Annotated in this window: 15 protein-coding genes; 7 read left to right on the forward strand and 8 right to left on the reverse strand. The window is 58.4% G+C overall.

The features are described 5' to 3' along the window. Window positions 1–746: 746 nt before the first annotated feature. A complete protein-coding gene (locus B0G57_RS26510; RefSeq protein WP_083925691.1) occupies window positions 747–944 on the reverse strand; it encodes a ferredoxin in 198 nt (65 codons plus the stop codon). A 21-nt stretch (window positions 945–965) separates the two neighbouring features. Next, window positions 966–2054 carry a cytochrome P450 gene (locus B0G57_RS26515; RefSeq protein ID WP_199189654.1) on the reverse strand — a complete coding sequence of 363 codons (1089 nt, stop codon included), beginning with the start codon at window positions 2052–2054 and terminating at the stop codon, window positions 966–968. Between the two features lie 1085 nt (window positions 2055–3139). On the opposite strand from B0G57_RS26515, the gene B0G57_RS26520 reads away from it, so the two are divergent. Both B0G57_RS26520 and B0G57_RS26525 read left to right on the forward strand, forming a co-directional pair. Then, entirely contained in the window at window positions 3140–3463 is a 324-nt protein-coding gene (locus B0G57_RS26520; protein ID WP_026229889.1) for a 2Fe-2S iron-sulfur cluster-binding protein, read from the forward strand. 67 nt (window positions 3464–3530) lie between these two features. Further along, the gene (locus B0G57_RS26525; protein ID WP_223258734.1) at window positions 3531–4211 is read left to right on the forward strand and encodes an EthD domain-containing protein; all 681 of its coding nucleotides are present in this window, start codon (window positions 3531–3533) and stop codon (window positions 4209–4211) included. Window positions 4212–4357: 146 nt separating this feature from the next. On the opposite strand, the gene B0G57_RS26530 is transcribed toward B0G57_RS26525, so the two are convergent. Together B0G57_RS26530 and B0G57_RS31190 are read right to left on the reverse strand one after the other, a co-directional pair. After that, on the reverse strand, window positions 4358–5683 hold the full coding sequence (locus B0G57_RS26530; RefSeq protein WP_018441868.1) for an MFS transporter: 1326 nt from the start codon (window positions 5681–5683) through the stop codon (window positions 4358–4360). A gap of 530 nt (window positions 5684–6213) precedes the next feature. Further along, complete coding sequence (locus tag B0G57_RS31190) at window positions 6214–6780, reverse strand: helix-turn-helix domain-containing protein (RefSeq protein WP_158256632.1); 567 nt, start codon at window positions 6778–6780, stop codon at window positions 6214–6216. Between the two features lie 674 nt (window positions 6781–7454). Between B0G57_RS31190 and B0G57_RS26540 the strand changes: the two genes are divergently transcribed. Then, the gene (locus tag B0G57_RS26540; protein ID WP_199189655.1) at window positions 7455–9194 is read left to right on the forward strand and encodes a carboxylesterase/lipase family protein; all 1740 of its coding nucleotides are present in this window, start codon (window positions 7455–7457) and stop codon (window positions 9192–9194) included. Window positions 9195–9432: 238 nt separating this feature from the next. Here the strand turns inward: B0G57_RS26540 and B0G57_RS26545 are convergent, their stop codons facing one another. After that, the gene (locus B0G57_RS26545; protein WP_026229887.1) at window positions 9433–10341 is read right to left on the reverse strand and encodes a LysR family transcriptional regulator; all 909 of its coding nucleotides are present in this window, start codon (window positions 10339–10341) and stop codon (window positions 9433–9435) included. A gap of 102 nt (window positions 10342–10443) precedes the next feature. Between B0G57_RS26545 and B0G57_RS26550 the strand changes: the two genes are divergently transcribed. Continuing rightward, window positions 10444–11244, forward strand: a complete 801-nt coding sequence (locus B0G57_RS26550; RefSeq protein ID WP_018441864.1) for an NADPH-dependent F420 reductase — start codon at window positions 10444–10446, stop codon at window positions 11242–11244. 498 nt (window positions 11245–11742) lie between these two features. Here the strand turns inward: B0G57_RS26550 and B0G57_RS26555 are convergent, their stop codons facing one another. Then, window positions 11743–13170, reverse strand: coding sequence for an NAD-dependent succinate-semialdehyde dehydrogenase (locus tag B0G57_RS26555; RefSeq protein WP_018441863.1), 1428 nt, complete (start codon window positions 13168–13170; stop codon window positions 11743–11745). A gap of 27 nt (window positions 13171–13197) precedes the next feature. Then, window positions 13198–13659: a DUF3237 domain-containing protein gene (locus tag B0G57_RS26560; protein WP_018441862.1), complete on the reverse strand. Its 462-nt coding sequence runs from the start codon at window positions 13657–13659 to the stop codon at window positions 13198–13200. 592 nt (window positions 13660–14251) lie between these two features. Between B0G57_RS26560 and B0G57_RS26565 the strand changes: the two genes are divergently transcribed. From B0G57_RS26565 to B0G57_RS26575, 3 genes are all read left to right on the forward strand, one after another. Further along, window positions 14252–15418, forward strand: a complete 1167-nt coding sequence (locus B0G57_RS26565) for a serine hydrolase domain-containing protein (RefSeq protein WP_018441861.1) — start codon at window positions 14252–14254, stop codon at window positions 15416–15418. A 33-nt stretch (window positions 15419–15451) separates the two neighbouring features. After that, window positions 15452–16252, forward strand: a complete 801-nt coding sequence (locus B0G57_RS26570; protein ID WP_018441860.1) for an SDR family NAD(P)-dependent oxidoreductase — start codon at window positions 15452–15454, stop codon at window positions 16250–16252. A gap of 275 nt (window positions 16253–16527) precedes the next feature. Continuing rightward, complete coding sequence (locus B0G57_RS26575; RefSeq protein WP_018441859.1) at window positions 16528–17721, forward strand: NRAMP family divalent metal transporter; 1194 nt, start codon at window positions 16528–16530, stop codon at window positions 17719–17721. Between the two features lie 121 nt (window positions 17722–17842). Here B0G57_RS26575 and B0G57_RS26580 read toward each other — a convergent pair whose 3' ends face one another. After that, window positions 17843–18733 carry a LysR family transcriptional regulator gene (locus B0G57_RS26580; protein WP_018441858.1) on the reverse strand — a complete coding sequence of 297 codons (891 nt, stop codon included), beginning with the start codon at window positions 18731–18733 and terminating at the stop codon, window positions 17843–17845. Window positions 18734–18809: the final 76 nt, after the last annotated feature.

Raw genomic sequence — 18809 nt, forward strand, 5'->3', positions numbered from 1 at the left:
CGCGGCACCATCTCGCGCCATTCTTGCGGCGCAACACTCGACCACAGATCGGGCGGGCAATACGTCAGATCAATATGGTTATCTGCGGAAATAAGTTTGTCTGCCATGTTTTCCTCTTGACGCACAAAGGCGCGAAAAATGAAATCCTGCCTGTCGACGCCGCAAAGGTGTGCATCGCAGTAGGCCAAGGCAAAGCGGAGTGCGTTGGCAACCAGGCAACCACCTCTTCGCCGCAGTCTTCATCATCGCTAAGTCTCTCGTCTATAACGAAACGTAGCGTATCGATACGATAGCATCGCCGGTTGAACGAGGCAAGTCAATTCCCGGCGATGGCGTTGCGTGAAGCATGCTTCCATGCATTCGGTATCCGTGCGGGAAAGAAGGCGATGCAGGAGGTGCTGTTGCGCGTACGTTTGCATCTTGACGCGTCATCGCATCCTTCGGGTTGGGGCGCTGCAATGACGGCTTTTCGGTGTGGCGTTGTGCCAAGCCCTTCCAGCAGCCCGCAACGAAGGAGCCAAGCGCGAGCGTTGCCCCTGCGGCGGTCCGTTCGATTAGGTATGCCCTAAGTCGGAAATTTGATCGCTGAGACCGACGCCGCACGGCGGCTGTGCGGGTCGGCTGATGTTTTGCCGAACAGCAAGCGGCGCGAATGGCCTTGCTCGGACTTCCCGCATAGCAAGCGGAAAGCGCGACCCGGTGCCGATTCGACCGAACGCTTGCATGGAACTATGTTCGGCTCTACGCTAGCTCGACTCTTCCACGGAGATCGAGCGAGATGGGCATAGAAATTCCGCCTCTTTTGCCTTTTGTATATCAGCATCGCTCGGGTCGAGTTTGATCAAGACAACCTGGCCGTTCTCATCTTGCTCAAATAGTTCCGGTGCGACCGAGACGCATTGACCACCGGAGATGCAGGTTTCACGGCGGATGACGATTTTCACTGTTTGCTCCTGGGATCCGTATTACCAAGTAACGGGCAACGATTGAAGACCGTTGAAATAATCCTTGAATTGCAGCGAGTCGCGCGAAGCGGCGAGCCGCAGGGTTGGCACTCGCCGGAGTAGGGTGCTGACTGCAAGCCGAAGCTCAAGTCTCGCGAGAGGCTGGCCCAGACACTGATGCACTCCGTAGCCAAACGCGAGATGATCGCGTCCAGGGCGATCTATATTCACTTCATCCGGTGCGGAAAAGTGCGCGCCGTCTCTATCAGCGGAGGAAATCAAGGCGATGATGCCGTCTCCGGCCTTGATGGTCGTGCCGGCAACCTCGAAGTCCTCGATCGCAACTCGGCAGGTGGCTAGATGGGCAATCGTGAAGTAGCGGAGCATCTCCTCGACCGCTTGCGTCATTTGCGAGGGGTCTTCGGTCAGCCTCGCGCGCAAATCATCATTTTCCAAGAGGTACAGCGTGATCAAGCTAATCATGTTCGCTGTCGTCTCGTGACCCGCGATCAGAAGCATGCGGATCATCCGCAAGAGCTGGCTTCGAGTCAGATGTCCGGGGCGCACTTGTTCGACGACCAGGCGGCTAATGATGTCTTGACCGGGGGATTTCTCCTTGGCCGTAACCAGATCATCGATCAGCTGTCCGAGTTCAATAACCGCGGCCCTGGCCTCTTCTGGATCTTGATTGAACGAGCTGGAGTTATCCGTGGCTTCCTGAAGCCGCTTCATATCCTCATATGGAACGCCCAGCATCCCACTGATTATTCTGGTGGGTAAGGGCAAGGCAAAGGCGCGTACCAGGTCAACGGGCTTTTCGGGACTGTCTAGCATCGAGTCGATAAGTTCGTCGATGTGCGCTTGCACGAGAGGCTCCATGTCTTTGATGGGCCTGATCGCGAAGTCCCGCGCCACCATCCGACGATGTTCGAAATGCTTGTCGCCGTCGTAGTGGAGGAAGTAGGGTGGCTCTCCGTCGCTGGCGAGCATCCCTTTTACGGTGCCTCGCGCTTCGTACGTGATCGGGTAGTTCGGATGAGTGGAATTGTTGCTGACCCGCTTCTCGGCCAGGACTTGACGGACGTCGTCGTATCGGGAGACGAGCCACACCTTTTGCCCATTCCAAAGGCGAACTGGCGCAACGGGCTGTTCAGCCCTGAATGCGTCGTATTCGGGCGGGGGGGAGAACGGGCACCGGCGCCTCATGGGGAATTGCGGAAGCGTCGCAGCATCCATTTCTGCAAGTGTCTGAGCTGTCACTATCGTTACCTTGTTTGAGGGTCAAACGTCCTATCGAACGGCCGAGATCGACGCGGTCTTCTTGCGATATAAGAAACGCGACGTAGCGTATGAAAGCATATCAAACAGGCGCGTTTGCGCAAGCCGATTTGATTGGGGAATACCCTATCATTCTTTGAATGAACAGCCCGTCAGCCCCCTTGCGCGGCAAGAATATCGACACTATAGTAACGATACGATGCGTGTTGTTTATGGCCGGATGCGGAGAATATGTGTGTGGTGCGGAATGGGCCGTGCGACATGGGCCACCCCTTCTTTGGCACGGCGGAGCAGAGCCGTCGCCCGATGACATGCGACGCCTTCAAAAATTTTCGGAAATCGTGCTGATGAAGCTTGGTCCCGCCATACCGCAGCAATCGGTGTTGCTGCTGATTGCCCGACGCTTGCTAACGCGGTGGATGGGGCGCGGGGCAGCCCGAGCTTTGAATGACGTCTGCGCCGGTTCGCGTCAGCGGCCGACCGAGGTAGGTTGTCGTATGAGGACGTATTCTGGTGATCCAAGCTTCGTGCACTACATAAGTCGCATAGCTCATTGCATTGCTCGTTGATAGGGTCAAGCTCATGTCCAGAGACGTTTTTCCGGCTTCGTCCAACCGTGGTCGTGCGATTTTGGAAGGACCCGGGCCGGTTCGACGTCGACCGCGACGTGATGGGCAAGTGTTTGGGGTTTGGCTCGGGGACGCATGCGTGTATCGGTCAGATGATCGCCCACCTGCTGGCGGCAACTGCTGGATATCGTCGCGCACCGAATGCATGAGTTGGCGTGAGAACCTCAACGGCGGATCGTGTATGCCTTGAACGGTCTTAATATCCTGCCCATTCGGTTTAAGCCTCACTGATCAACTTGCGCTTTTCGAGTTTCACTTGGTCTCGCTCAATTATGTTGGAGAACCGATATGCCAAAAGCTGTATTTGTACTGCCCGATGGAAGTGAGGTTGCCGTTAACGCCGAAGCCGGAACTAACTTGATGAGTGCCGCGACGCAAGCGGGCGTCGAAGGTATCGTGGGAGATTGCGGAGGCAACCTGGCATGCTCGACCTGCCACGTATTCGTTGACGAGAGCCAGGTTGCGCTGCTCGACCCACCGGGCGAGCACGAAAACGAAATGCTCGAATACACTGCTGCGCCACGTGAGCCGACCAGCAGGTTGTGTTGTCAAATCGTGATCTCCGAGAAGCTCGACGGCATACGAGTACGTGTAGCTGATCCGCAGGTGTAGTCAAAACGGGCCTCGGCAGGGCGCCCATCAATGCGTTGGTGACAGAATAAAGGAGACGACTTTGAAGGTGCGAATTGGTCTATTGAACAGAAAAGCAGGCTTGACCGTCGATCAGTTTCGATCGCATTGGATATCCGTACACGGGGCGCTGGTGTCAAAACTCCCGCGCCTTCGAAGATACGAGCAGAATCATGTGATTCATGCCCCTCAGGGAGGAAGCGGTTTCAAGAGTGGCGGCGATCGGGTCGACGGCTTTTCAGAGCTCCATTTCGATCACGACGACGACATGCGAGAAGCGCTGGCAACGCAGGCAGCGAAGTCGATGGTCGAGAACGAAGTCAATTTCCTTGCGCAAGTCCGAGTGGTGACTGTGGAGAGGATCGAAGTGGTTCCTCCGCCCACTACCGGACCATTCAACAAACGGATCTCGTTGGTCCGTCGCCGCTCCGATATTTCACATGGCGATTTCGTCAGGGAGTGGCAGGGCATACATGCACAGCTAATTCGATCCATTCCGGGCGTTATAGGTTATCGCCAGAATGTCATTGTTGGGAGGCAATCTCCGAAAGGTAGAGAGGTGGATTACGACGGTTTGCCTATCGATGGGGTCGTTGAACTGTGGTTTCCAAACCCAGACGCACCGGCTACCGCATTCGCCTCACCGGAGGGCAAGGAAGCGCTCGTTCATACGAGCACCATTGCCGGCGCGATCACGACTTTTCCGGTGGAGCCGTTGTTGATCGTTTGACGTATCCAGCGTGGTTTTTCTGTCGGAACACACGGGATCCGCAATTCGATCGCCCAAAATGTCGTTTGCGAATCCTGTGCTGTGGCGGTGTGGCGTCTTTCGGCGCTACACTTCCGCCCGCGAGTATCGGTCCAAGCGCCGTGGAATCAAACCGCGGCTTGCTGCAGCCGTTTTGTATTGAGCGAACCTGCGACCGCTGCCAATCCGCAGAGCGCCAAGAGCGCAACGACCGCGAACAATCCGTCACTGGCGCGGCCTGTGCGGTTCGCTACGATGCCGATCACATAGGGGCTCACAAAGCCGGCTAGTGATCCGACGCTGCTGATGATGGCGATGGCCGGAGCTAACGATCCAGCCGAGAAATACATCGGCGGTATCGACCAAAAGATAGGCACGGCGGCGTAGATCACGGCAATGGCGATACCTAATGAACCAAGCGTCGCCACGCTTCCTACTGACGAGCCATAGTGCGCCATGAGTCCGAGTGCGATTGCGCCTGCCGCAACGCATAGGGCGAGTGGGGCTCGTCTGCGTCCGACTTTGTCGGACCACATGGAGATCAAAACGATCCCAGCGGAGCCAATGGTCCACGCAGCGGCACTATAGATACCGACAAGGAAGACATCCTTTACACCAGTATCTTTAATCATCACGGGAAGCCAAAAGCTAATCCCATAGCAGCCGGCGCAGATCGCAAAGTACATCGCTGTCAACCAATAAAGTCGTGGGTTCGCCAGAGCTTTGAAAATTGACTGAGCGTCCTCCGGAACCTCCGTGCCTTCGTTGACAATCTCATGCAGTGCTTTCTTCTCCTCTTCGGTCAACCAGTGTGCGGTTTCCGGTTTATCGACAATTAGGAAGACTGCGGCGATTCCGAGCAGAATGGCGGGGACCCCTTCCAGAGCGAAAAGCCACTGCCATCCGTGTAGTCCCCATACACCGACGAATGTTCGCAGAATCCAGCCGGAAACGGGGCCTCCAATCACTCCCGAGAGCGCGGCACCGACGAAAAACCAGGACACAACGGTGGCTCTTCTGCGGGCAGGAAACCAGTAAGTGAAGTAGAGGACGACTCCTGGAAAGAAGCCCGCTTCGAAAGCGCCGAGTAGGAAGCGAAGGATGTAAAGCTGCCAGGCCGCGGTAACAAACATGGTCATGGCTGATGTGACTCCCCAAGCGACCATGATGCGGCAGAAGGTGAGCCGAGCTCCAATTTTTCGGAGCGCCATGTTGCTGGGCACTTCGAAGAGCACATAGCCCACAAAGAAAATGCCGGCAGCGAAGCCATATGCGGCGGGGCCGAGCCGAAGGTCGTTAGCCATTTGCAGTTGTGCGAAGCCAACGTTCACCCGGTCTAGATAGGAAACCACGTAGCACAGCAGTAAAAAGGGCAAAATCCGTCGCATTGCTTTCGCGCAAACGTTGCGCTCGAGCGATGCGAAGTCGCGGGGTGGGTTCGCGAACGTCGTCATGGCGATCGTGTCTCCTAGAATTGTTGTGTCATTAGATCCTGCACAATGCGGACTGGTGGCCCGCCGGGAACCACGAGATACCCCGTGGCATTCCGGCGCCGCCGGTTACCTCTTTGCACCATCCTGTCCGGGGGAATTCAACGTGTGCAACGTTGAATCAGACGAGGATCGGCGGTGTCGGTGGCCGGGAGCCGGCTGAGCATAGGGCAGTTCCCACGATCTTCGGCACTCTGTGCCGGTCTGAGAAGTCCATAAATCGGCATGGGCCTGTGCGTCCTATTCACCAATCGATGTCGCCGTCCGGGAGCGACACGCGCGGGCATCGTTCGCGGGCGTTTTGAGGCATCGCCGGCTGTCGGTCGTTCCGCTAGCCCAACGTGCGAAGCTGTGGCTGATCGTTATTTGCTGGCGTCTCGTGTGGAATCGCGATGCCGATGCTGCGAGCGCATAGGACGGTGTTCAATGCATCGCGGCAGACGATTGATGGACCACGTGCAGTCAGGCAGGCGAACCCCCACCGACTGGGAGGGCTACCTGACCGACTTGCGGTAATTGTTCGGTGACAGACCGGTCGAACTTCCAAAGACCCTTGTGAAGTGGCTTTGACTACAAAAGCCTGTGCATAGCGCAACGTCGACCAAGCTCATATCGGATTCGCGGAGTAACTCCTTCGCGCGTCGTATCCGCGCAGCCAAGATATATTGGTGAGGAGGCAAGCCAAAGTGCTTTTTGAAGACGCGCGCAACCTGGTGCAGCTCCATGCCGACGAGGGTCGCCAACTCGTCCAATCGAATCGTGTCGGAAAGGTGGGCGTCTATATAGTCGCGCATTTGCCGCGCCGCGTAGGCGGTCAGCTCGCGGCGATCGACGCGCTCATGGTTGTCATCTGCATATAGCCGAACGAGATGCGTAGCGATGGCGACAGCAAGCGTCTCTCCGTACAGGGGCCCCATAGCATTTCGTTGTTGCACGTCAGCCTCTAAGGCCCGGATCGCGCTGGTTAAGAATGGGTCTTCCATTGCGGAGCACGGTCGAAGCAAGACTTGTCCCCCGTCGATCTCATCTCCGATCCGTTGCAAAAAGCTCGGTTCGATCATGAGGCCGGTGGCCGTCCTTGCATCGTACGGGTCAAACGCCACATCGACAGAGTAGTATCCGGCCGCTGGGATCAAGGATATTTCGCCCGGCCGCGTAGGCCCGCGCTGCGCAATTTGTCCACTCCATCGCATTCGGCTGTATATGGGAGCACTCCCGCTCACCACTATGCAATGAGACAGCAATTTCGCTTCTTCTATGGCGGTAGGACCAGGCGTGAAATCCCAACGTTCTAGGCGGACGCCGCCCCAAAGACCTGCATCTCGCAGAGACACGGAAGGGACGTGGAAGTGCTCCCTTTTCCCCGTGGCACGATTGATTCGCTGAAGAACAGACGGCATTGACTTCATCGCAGATCTTCTCCTCGAGAACGCTTGTCACTCTGTACACTGCCCGAGGGGGCGACGTCAATTCGTTAAAGCGAGCTCCCAACTAGTGTGTGCGGCAATGATGAGGGTCGGCAGTTGCACGTCGCTCCTGCCTTGCCGGTCTGGCCACTATCAGTCCTAAGGCCCGTGCGTCGACTGAAAGGAAGATGATGGCTGCTGCTGTTACGCGTCACATAAAAACGTGCAAATCGTTGTTTTAGTAAAGACAATTCCCGAGTTGTGGCGGATGCTGCCGGCACAGCCTGTTCTTGGCTAGATGGACACATCACGAACCATAGGAGGAGACGGTGAATATCACGAAGATGCGTTGGATGCAGAAGGTCGGCAAACGGGCGCGGGGCGGTCTATCTCTTTGCAGGGCGGCAATTGGGGCATCCGCGGTTGGCTTACTAATAGGGGCAGGCCCATCCGTGAGCGTCGCCGCAAACCTGGCTGCGGCTGAAGGGCGGATCGTCCAAACGGCCGAAGGTCCGGTGCGCGGGCTGGCAATGAATGACGGCGATGAATTCCTTGGCATTCCGTACGCAGCGCCGCCGGTCGGAAACTTGCGGTGGCGGCCACCACAACCCGTCAAGCATTGGCTGGCTCCCCTCGATGCCACGCACTATGCAAATACCTGCCCACAGGTCACTGAATTCGGCGTTTTTGCAGGACCACCAAGCGTCACGGAAGACTGCCTCTATCTGAACGTATTCACAACGAACCTTGGCCATCAGTCGCAGGATCACACCAAGCTTCGGCCAGTCATCGTCTGGATCCATGGGGGTGGCGATGCCGCGGGAGAGTCAAACGACTACGATGGAAGCAAACTGGCGACCGGCGGGCCATCGGGCGTCCCTACCGTTGTGGTCACATTCAACTACCGGCTCGGCCTGTTCGGGTTCCTTACGCATCCAGCGCTCGACAGCGAAGGACATCCGTTCTCCAACTATGGGATTCTTGATCAGCAGGCAGTTCTGAAGTGGGTGCAAAGAAACATCAAAGCCTTTGGCGGTGATCCCACGAACGTCACCCTTGCTGGCGAGTCGTCCGGGGCCACGGACACAAGCGCAAACCTTGTGTCGCCGCTCGCCGCGGGTCTTTTCCAGCGAGCCATTTTGGAAAGTGCTCCGTTCGACAGCGCCGTGCATTATGGGCCGCTCTCTGCGGCATTGGCTGCCGGTAGGCAGTTTGCGGCAGCAGCGGGATGCCCCGGCGACGATGCCACCGCGGCGGCCTGCTTGCGCGCTCTGCCAACCGCGCGGATTCTACAACTTCAAGGAACGCCTAACGCGAGCGGTCCCTACCTGATCAGGGAGAACGTCACGGTCGATGGCACCGTGATCCCGATGTTGCCCGCGACCGCTTTCGAGACTGGCCGGTTCAACAAGGTGCCCGTTATGGGCGGGACTCAAGGAGACGAGGGAACGTTCTTCAATGCTGTCGTCGAATATTCTTCTCTGCCGCCGGCCCCGCTGACGGCACCGCAGTATGAGGCTTTGATTACGCCGATCGCTGTTGTTCCCCCCGAGAAAGTACCTGCGGTTTTGGCAGAGTATCCGGCGGCCAAATATCACTCGCCGCAATTGGCGCTTGATTCGGTGGTGACCGACAGAATCTTCGCGTGCGAGGCTAGCGATACTCTCGGCCGGTTGGCAAAGCATGTCCCTGTGTATCAGTACGAGTTCAACTACAAGGGCGCGCCGTTTTACTTCCCAGCGATGCCAGGCTTTGTTTCCCTGGCCTCTCATACCCTCGAGCTGCCGTTCTTGTTCCCGGGGTTCCATGGCGGCATCCTCGGGGTCAATTCGAGACCATTCAATGCTCGCGAGAGGATCCTGTCCGATGCGATGGTTGCCGCTTGGACGAAGTTCGCCCAGACGGGGAATCCGAATGGACAAGCCGATTTACCTTGGCCGCGCTTCGGCAACCAGTACGATACCGCTGGTGTTCTGTCGTTCGATTTGCCCAACGCCGGAACGCTTAGTGGCGAGAAGTTTAGAGAGAACCATCACTGCGCGTTCTGGGACAAACTCCTCGGGCATTAGCCAGGCGCGGAGTTCGCTGACTTCGAGCTCGCTTAGAGGGCTGCCATCCCCATCAATTTCGATGTGTGGCTAGTTCAAGGCCCCGGACGAAGTGGCCAGCTTTTGTCGCGTCGGCGGGGCTGCCAAGAGTTTGCGGCGGAGGTGACGAACGTTGGTTCGGCCGCCTCCGCGCGGATACACATTGGCTGCCATTGTCGTTCGCCCCCGGACATAGTCCATGCACTGTCGGCGAGTGTTCTCAACCGGCCGGGAGGTGCCGCTGCAAGCTATTCACGAGTAGTTGAAAGACCTTTTTTACGCGAGGTTGCGTAACAGTGCGTTGTGGCCTGTAGACGTAAACAGGCCAACGTGTTCTTTCGACTTCGGGTAGGACTTCCACAAGTTCCCCGCTGGAGATGTATCTAAAGCAAACGGCTTCCTGAATCAGGCCAAAGACTCTTCCTGCGCACGTGGCCTCCAGCTGGGAGTACACGTCGCCCGCTATGAAGCGAGGGTTCGCCGGCTGAAAGTGAAGATCCTGACGGAAATACCAGGGCCACGGCCGGCCAGTATTGGCGTTTTGCAGTACGCACAGCGGGAACCGTTTCTGCAAATCGTCGAGATCTCGCGGGATCCCCGTTTTGGATATCAACGTCGGGGAGGCAACAATGCGATCACGCGTGTCCGCCACTCGGCGCACTACCAAGCGGCTATCGGGAGGCGGGCCAACGCGCACTCCGATGTCGATTTGCTCTTCCACGACGTCCAGGCGTGCGAGAGTTGGGCGCCAGTCTAGCGTCAATTGATCGTAGTCAGCGGTACTTGCAAGTACATCGCATAACACCTCCCGCATGACCGGGAAGTCAGGCAATGTCACGCGTACGACGCCCTTCACCTCATCGTCGCGTGGTTCTTGACTAGGCGTGAACAAACGCTCGCTGTCTTCGACCAACTGTCGCGCCTGCGGCAGTAGCTGTTCGGCGAACGCACTGAGCCGCATCTGGCGGGTGTTCCTCAGGAACAGCACCTCGCCTAGTTCCTCTTCCAAGCGACCTATCAAGCGGGTCACCGCCTGAGGCGACGTCGCAAGGCGGCTGGCAGCATCGCGGAATTGGAGCGTTTCCGCTGCGATGCAGAACACTTTCAGAGCTTCGAGTCGATTGAACATGATTCCCATATCCGGAATTATGAATTCCCTGAAGACCATTTGGAGAGTAGCGGCGTTGATACTAAACTGGGCTCTTTCTCATAGCACATAGAGACTACCTACATGGAAACGAAGCGGATCGATACGGTGGGTTTCATTGGTAGCGGAGGAATCAACAGCCGCATCGCACGTTTGGCGGTGGAGGCTGGATTCCACGTCTTGCTGAGCAATTCGCGAGGGCCGGAGAGCCTGCGCGACTTGATCACTGAATTGGGGCCGCGCGCCAAAGCGGTCACGCCGGCGGAAGCAGCGGAAGCCGCGGACCTTGTTGTACTTAGCGTGCCTTTCGGCAAGTTCGATCGGATTCCGGTAGAGCCGTTGGTCGGGAAGGCCGTCATCGACACGATGAATTACTATCCGGTCCGCGACGGTAACGTCGAAGCCTTGGATCGACGCGAGATCACCTCCAGCGAGTTGATACAAGCCCATCTGAAGGGCGCCCGTCTGGTGAAGGCCTTGTACAACCTGGACATGTTTCATCTGGAGAATGGCGCTCGACCTTCTAGTCATCGCAAACCGTGGGCGCTCCCGATTGCGGGTGATGACGACGAAGCCAAGGCGCTCGTTTCCGAATTCATGGAAAGGATCGGCTATGAAGCCGTTGACTGCGGCCGCTTGGCGGACTGTTGGAGAATTGAAGCAGACACGCCAGTCTATGTCCTGCCGTACGTCGGGGAAATGCCCAGTGGCTTGAGCAAGGAAGACGCTATGTACTGGTATAAGCAAGACAATGCCGCCGTAGTCGGTCGAGACGACGTCTTGCGTATGGCGGGGCAGGCCACGCGAGACTTCGTGGTCGGCGGCAAACGCGAAACGATGCCGAGCGTATGGATCGACTGGATCATGTGGTTCAACCGGCAATAGTCCGTGAGGACAACGACAATCCGTATGCAAATCTGTCGGAAGCTCGGATGTCGATAGGCCGCGCACTTGATGTTCCAGAGTGCTTCAGTTCTGCTCCGGTACGCTGAGCCGTTCCTGCATTGGCAGCGCTCATGCATCGAGCGCCCCGCGGTTCGTCTCCTGCAGCCGCGGCACGGTAAGACAATTACCGCAGCCGCGGCCGGCCTATTCTGTCAGGTAGCGATCGCTTTCATCAGCACTTGTCATCTGCGATGACTCGCGCTCCAATCTGCTCGATGCTCGCCCGACACGATTGATGATCCGAAACATCGATGGGATCGCGACGGCGCGATCCCTACCAAATTCGGCCTCCGAGGCGCGGATGCTGTCTTCATGGACGTCACACAGGGCGATGCCATTCCGGCATAGACGAAGGCGCCGCGGCCAGCGCCTGTAATCAGAGCGATACGATTCTGGAGTTCGAGGGGGCTGTACGCTCTATCTCCTTGCCGCCGGCTTTTAGCTCATTAAGTGGGAGATGTTTTTGACGACGGTGTAGCCGTGCAATCCTTCCTCGCCGCCCTCGCGGCCGATGCCGCTGTCCTTGACGCCGCCGAATGGCGTCTCAGGGATGGAGGGTACGAAGTGGTTGATCGCCAGGTTGCCTACTTCAAGCTCCTCATAGAGCTGATTGGCTTTGCGAGCCGAGTTCGTGAACCCGTAACCAGCAAGCCCGAAGGGCAGCGAATTGGCTTTTTCAATCGCCTCGTCGATGCTCCGTACCCGGCTTACCAGGGCGAGGGGCCCGAACGGCTCTTCGCGCATCGCGCGAGCGTCGTCCGGCACGTCTGCGAGCACGGTAAGGGGATAGAAATTGCCCTTTGTGCCAAGGCGTTCGCCGCCTGCAAGCAAGCGCGCACCTTTCTGCCTTGCGTCCGCCACGAGCTCTTCGATTGCTGCGACTCGCCGTGCATTGGCCAAAGGTCCAATGTCCGTGTCCGGGTCGAGCCCGTTGCCCACTTTCAAGCTCATCGCCTTTTCGGCCATCGCAGCGATGAAGGGCTCGTACACCGCGTCCTCGACGTAAAAGCGTGTCGGGGACGTGCAGACTTGCCCCGCATTGCGAGACTTCCCGAGAGCGGCCAGCGTGCCACTCGCCACGGCATCGACGTCATCGCAGACGATAACCGGCGCGTGCCCACCCAATTCCATGATGGCTGGCTTCATGTATTCGCCGGCTAACGCGGTGAGGCGTTTTCCGACAGCAACGGAGCCAGTCAGGGTTATTACGCGAATGGTGGGATGCGGGATCAGGTATTCGGAGATTTCCGCAGGGTTTCCGAACACGAGGTTGACAACGCCAGCGGGCACGCCGGCTTCCTCGAACGCACGGACGAGTTCGAAAGCGCTCGCGGGGGTTTCCTCGGAGGCTTTGAGGATGATAGAGCAGCCAGCGGATAGAGCCGCCGCGACCTTGCGGCCGGGCGACGCGGTCGGGAAGTTCCAAGGTGAGAACGCAGCAACAACGCCTATCGGCTGGCGAAGCACCGTGTGCCGCATGCCGGGTTCAGAAGGGATGACCCGGCCATAGAGACGGCGGCCTTCCTGTGCCTCCCACTCGATCATGTCGGCCGTGCGCATGACCTCCTGTCGGGCTTGGGCAACTGGTTTACCCTGCTCCAACGTCATAACGACGGCCAAGTCATCCGCTCGAGAACGGAGGATCTGTGCAGCCTTACCGAGGGTCTCCGCCCGCTGCGCCGGGGCCAAACGCGACCACGCTTTGAACCCATTTTGCGCGGCCGCAAGTGCGCCGTCCAGATCCGCGCGCGTGGCGTGAGGAACAGTTCCAAGGACGGAGTCGTCCGCCGGGTTGAGTACAGGTTCACCGTCCGCTGTTTTCCAAGCACCGCCAATGAACAGCTTCAGATCGGGATAGTGATGCATTAATTTTCTCCGGCAAGTATGCAGCGATCAAAGCACCTCGAAGACGTCATATCCTGGACCGACGGACGTTCTCCACCCCTTGGCGACGGCAACCAACGTATTCAAGCGAGCCAGTCTTGCGGATGCAGTCTCGAATGATCCCGACACGCGGTAGTAGTAGCTATCCGCATCGACCGGCTCTCCGCGCGAAACTTTCGCGAGCACTTCCGGCGGTCCGCTGCGGAAGCCTTGGTAAGCCATGGTTAGCAATTCGCCGTCGTGGGTGCGCAGCGGAACTTGTACATTTATGCGGAACCACGCTCCGGCGGCGTCCTCTGTGATCCAGTCAGTGCCACCCGGCAACACCGTGCCAGCCAGTTCCGGCCCCTCGAAAGTTCCGCCGGCAATGGGCGCGACACGACGATTGCCAAAAGGAGTAGCGCCCACGACATGGTGGGCGCCAACTTGCAAGGTGAGGCGAAAGAGGAATTTTGTGCAAATGTCAGTCATTGAGGACTCTCCTTGGATTGGGTCTGCCGTGTTCGTTGTTTGAGTCGGCGCCCTCGTCTCGTTCGGTGCATCGAATAGCGTTAAAGCGACGGTGCGTAGCGTTGCGCAAAGGTTAGAGCAAAACCGCAATGGGTGCAACAAGGGTTCGGTGAACATCGCGTAAGCACCTATGTTCAGCCGAAAGGCGGGGAGGGCTGAGCGATGTGGTTAGAAGGGTGGGAGTGGCAGGGCCGGCGAGCCGCATCGATTTCAACCGTCCTGGTCCGGCCGGACGGCGGTTGCGGAGACGCCTGGTAAGCCTCGCCGATATTAAAGATACGATGCGTTTGATTGAGAGAAGTTTCCTATTGTGTCTATGAGGAGTGGGCGCTATATTGACGATACGCAACGTATCTTACGTGGCGGTGCCGCTCTGTCTGGCGTAGGAGACATCAATTGTGGTGCGTTTGGCCTGCCAGACGGTCTGCTGGCGTCTTCGCTTCCCTTTTGGCAAAGCTGGGCCAAGCGTCCGTCGCAGCCGTTAGCTGGCGCGCGGGAAAGTTCGTGCCCGTCGATGTGACGGGGCGCATTACTCGATCATGGAGAAAAAGATATGGATCTGACGAAAGTTGCCGACCTGGGCTTTGATGTGGAACGTCTTGACTGGGTCAGGCAATCGATCCGGGGCGACATCGCGACGCAACGTGGTTACGGCGTCGCCATGAGGGTGGCTCGCCGAGGCGAAGTCGTCTTCGACTTTCTCGAGGGCGAGGCAGACCATGAAACCGGTCGCAAGCTCAAATTGGACGACGTGTTTTGCACGTTCTCGCTAATGAAGCAGTTCACGGCCGTAGTGGCCCTGAAATTGGTCGAGCAGGGCAAGATCCGCCTGCATCAGCCGATCTACTATCACATGCCGGAATGGAAAGGCACGGGCAAGGAACAGATCAATCTGTTTCATCTGCTGACCCACACAGCTGGCATCATGATGACGATGCCGGAACAGCCGCCGGAGGTTCTGACGAACATCGAGAAGATGAACAGTTACGCCGCGACCCGGCCGCTTGATGCGATGCCGGGTGAACGCGTCAATTACTCGATGATGCTCGCGCATTCCGTTATCGCTCAATTGTGCGTGCGCGCGGACGGTGGAAAGCGTAGTTTTGGCCAAATCCTCAACGAGGAGCTGTTGCAGCCGCTGGGCATGACCAATACGAGTCTTGGACGCCGTGACGATTTGCTGGAGCGGCTGTGCCCGATCCGGACGGGCTATGTCGACGGCGCGAACCCGCTGACGAATGAGCATCTCGAGAACTTCAATAAGTTGCTGCGCGTGCCGGGTGGCGAGTTTCCCGCTGCGGCCGGTATGACTACGATCGACGATTTGCATCGCTTCACCGAGATGTTGCGGCGTGGCGGCGAGCTCGACGGTGCGCGAATTCTCTCGCCCGCAATGATCGAGTTCCTTTCGCGAAACCATACCGGCGACAAGCGCAACATCGTCTGGGACTCGGCCGTCGCCACTCGGGATTGGAGCCCGTTCCCGGCCAATATGGGGCTGGGCTTCTTCGTGCGCGGGGAAGGACTTCTCCCTGGGCCGTGTGGGCTTCTGAATTCACCCCGGACGTTCGGTGGCTTTGGTGCGGGCTCCACGGGCTTCTGGGTTGACCCGGGCTACGATCTGAGCATTTCCTTCTTGTCGTCGGGCCTGGTCGGAAGCGCGCATATCGAGCGCCTGGGTAGGCTCTGTGACATGATCGTCGGCGCCATCGTCAAGTAACAGGCACCGTTTAGAGGGGAGGGGACGGATACTATGGGACGACTCGACCAGAAGGTCGCGATCATCACAGGGGCGGCAAGTGGCATCGGGCGCGCGTGCGCACTCAGATTCGCCGCAGAAGGCGCCGCTGTGGTGGTCGCTGATCTGAACGAAGAGGGGGGCGAAGGCACGGTGACGGCATGCCGCGAGTCAGGAGGACGAGCGATTTTCCAGAAAACGGACGTAACCAGCGAACCCGCGGTCAAAGAACTTATCGCGCGAGCTGTCGGCGAGTTCGGCAAACTTGACGTTATGTTCAACAACGCCGCTATTCCCGGTGCCACGGGGCCGCTAGAGAAGATCGACGTGGACGCTTGGGACAGGAGCGTGACGCTGGTACTACGGTCAGTATTCCTGGGCATCAAACATTCAGTGCCTGAATTGCGCAAGATTGGGGGCGGCTCTATCATTTCGACGGGGTCGATTGCTGCAATCCGCGGTTTTCCGAATCTGCATGCCTATTCTGCAGCTAAGGCAGGTGTAGCCAATCTCACTCGATCGGCCGCATTGGAGTTCGGTAAGGAATGGATACGTGTGAATTGCCTTTGTCCCGGCCCTACAGTTACGTCCTTTTCGCAGCGCGGCTCCGACGAGGAAGTCGAAGCTGCGGCGGCGAATCGCCATCCCATCCCGCGTGCCGGTCGCCCCGAGGACATGACGGGGATGGCCGTGTATTTGGCCAGCGATGAGTCTCGTTGGGTAACGGGGCAAATCATGGTAATCGATGGGGGAACAACGCTCGGCACGACGATTTCCGCGTCGCGGCCGCCGAGCTACTCCAGCGACTCGAAGTGACTAAGCGTCGCTATTGGCGCCCACGTGCCGCTTTCATTCGCAACCTGTCAGGCGGCTGTCAGGTCCGCGTCGTCATCTCGTGAACGACTATTCGGTACATCAGGGAATGCTCGATGCACCGAATAGCCCATACGCCAGCCGTCTTCGACGGTTGGCAAGGGCTCACTCGAATGTCGCGAGTTGCGATCCCAGGCCGAGTAAACACCCATCGTTCTTCGAAATTCATGGCAGCTTTGCCGTCGACCTATCCCAGAACGTCCGCGCATTTTCGACGGATGGCCAGCTGCGGGTCCGGGCTGCTCGTCATGCTCGCGGACTGCGACGCCGGCAACGTGGTGACCGCAGCGCAAAGCGGCGTACAGTGGGGCTACCGGCTGCTCCCGATGCTGCTCGCGTTGATTCCGCCGTTGTACATGGTCCAAGAGCTGTCGATGCGGCTCGGTGTCTTCACCGGTAGCGGGCATGGGGAACTGGTGCGGACAAAGCTCGGCCCCCGCTGGGCAAGGATTTCGGCTCTGGGTCTATCGATAGCCGCACTCGGCTCACTCGTCGCCGAATTCACCGGTGTCGCCGGCGTCGGCGAGATGATCGGCATCCCACGTTTCGTTTCGCTGCCACTCGCGCTTGCAGCGTTGGTCGGCGTGGCATTCGCAGGTTCGCACCGGCGCATCAACCGCATCGCGATAGCGATAGGCGCATTTGATCTCGCGTTTTTTGTCGTCGCTTGGCTCGGGCATCCGGACCTCACGCAATTCGGTCGCGCATTCGCCGATCAGCCATTCTCCGATCCAAACTTCGCGTACCTCGTTGCAGCGTTGATCGGCACGACTTTCAACCCATGGATGATCTTCTACCAGCAAGCCGCCGTTGCCGATAGCCGGCTCAGTTCGAGCGAGTATAGGGCAGCCCGGATTGAAACGGCGTCGGGTGCCGTGCTCTCGCAGTTGCTGACTGCAGCGGTTCTGATCGCCGGCGCCGGGTTGGCGTCGGATGGCAGGCACCACGTCTTGCGAAATATCGGCGAGATTAGCGCGGCATTCTCCGGCGTGCTCGGAGTGCGCGTTGGTCGGGCGCTCTTTGGGGCAGGTGTCCTCGGTGCATCCATGGTCGCCGCGATCGTCTCTTTGATTGCGCTTGCGTGGGGACTCGCGGAAACCGCCGGTCGCCAGCGGGCGCTGGAAACCGAATCTCGGGACGCGCAGTGGTTCTACGCTGTCTACATCGTTGCGGCGTCATTGGGCGCCTTCCTTGTTTGGCTTACGCCGGACCTTCTGTGGCTTAACGTTGCAGCGCAGGCGCTCAACGCGCTTTTGCTGCCGCTTGCGCTCGGGACTCTAGTCGTGCTCGGTGTCAGTGCATTGCCCTTCGAGCTCAGGCTGCGTGGTCTCTATCTTTGCGGATTTATCGCGATGTGCTTCGGCATTTCGTTCGCGGCAGTCGCTGGGGCGATGTTCTATTTCGTTGGCTAGCTACCAGTTGGCCGCGAGCGGTTGTGAAACACGAGCGAATCAAGGCATCCCCCAACCTAAGGTCTGGTCGTTGCCGATCTTCGTGCACGGCCGAAGGGCATCGGCGGAGTTGCGAAAACTGTTAATTTCGGTAACGGAGTGCGTCTAAGACAACGGAAAATGCGCGTGACGCCTGTCGACTGCTCGGGTAATAAAGGTACGCTGAAAAGCGGGGCCACCAGTCGTTCAGTAGGGGCACTAAGCGGCCTGCATTGATGTGCGGCTGGGCGAGATCAAGAGGAACGAAAGCCAATCCTGCATCGTCGATGGCGGCCTGCAGAACCGGGTAGACGCTGTTAAAAACGGCGGGCCCTTCCGCGCGGACGGTGATCGTCTTGCCCTCTTTCTCAAGTTCCCACGGCGCCAGCGCTCCGTAGGTAGGCAACCGGAGATTGATGCAGCGATGCCGCAAGAGGTCGTCCGGAGTTCGCGGCATATCGCGGCCGGCGAGGTATCGAGGGGAGGCAACAACCGAAAGGCATAGGTCGGGCGCAATAAGCACCGCGACCATATCTTTCGCCACCTGATCGCCCGCGCGGACGCCAGCGTCGAACCCTTTCTCCACGATGTCCGTCAGGCCATAGTCGATACTTAGTTCGATCTCTATGTCCGGGTGGGTAGTCATCAGCGGAGCGAGACGTGGCCACAAAATCTCTTTGATCGCGTAGTCGGCCGCACTGATGCGTACTCTGCCGGAAGGCGATTCGCGCAGCGCGCCTAGTGCGGCAAGCTCGGAATCAATTTCTGCGAGGCGCGGCTCCAGCGTGGCCAAGAGCCGCGCGCCGGCCTCCGTCGTCGAGACACTGCGCGTCGTTCTTGTAAGCAAGCGGAGCCCGATGCGCTTTTCCAATGTACGCATGGCGTGGCTCAGTGCGGAGCGCGATATCCCTAATTGGGCTGCCGCACGGGTGAAGCTGCGTTCGCGGGCGACCGTGACGAAAGCTTGTAGGTCTGCTAGGTTCTCTCGAAGCATTGGTGAACTGGATGCACAAGCACATGCCGATTCTACAGCCTTCTGCGCGCGGTGTGCCTCCAATACAGTCTCATAT

Origin of the sequence: Trinickia symbiotica, from assembly GCF_002934455.1 — a bacterium.
GTDB classification, from domain to species: domain Bacteria; phylum Pseudomonadota; class Gammaproteobacteria; order Burkholderiales; family Burkholderiaceae; genus Trinickia; species Trinickia symbiotica.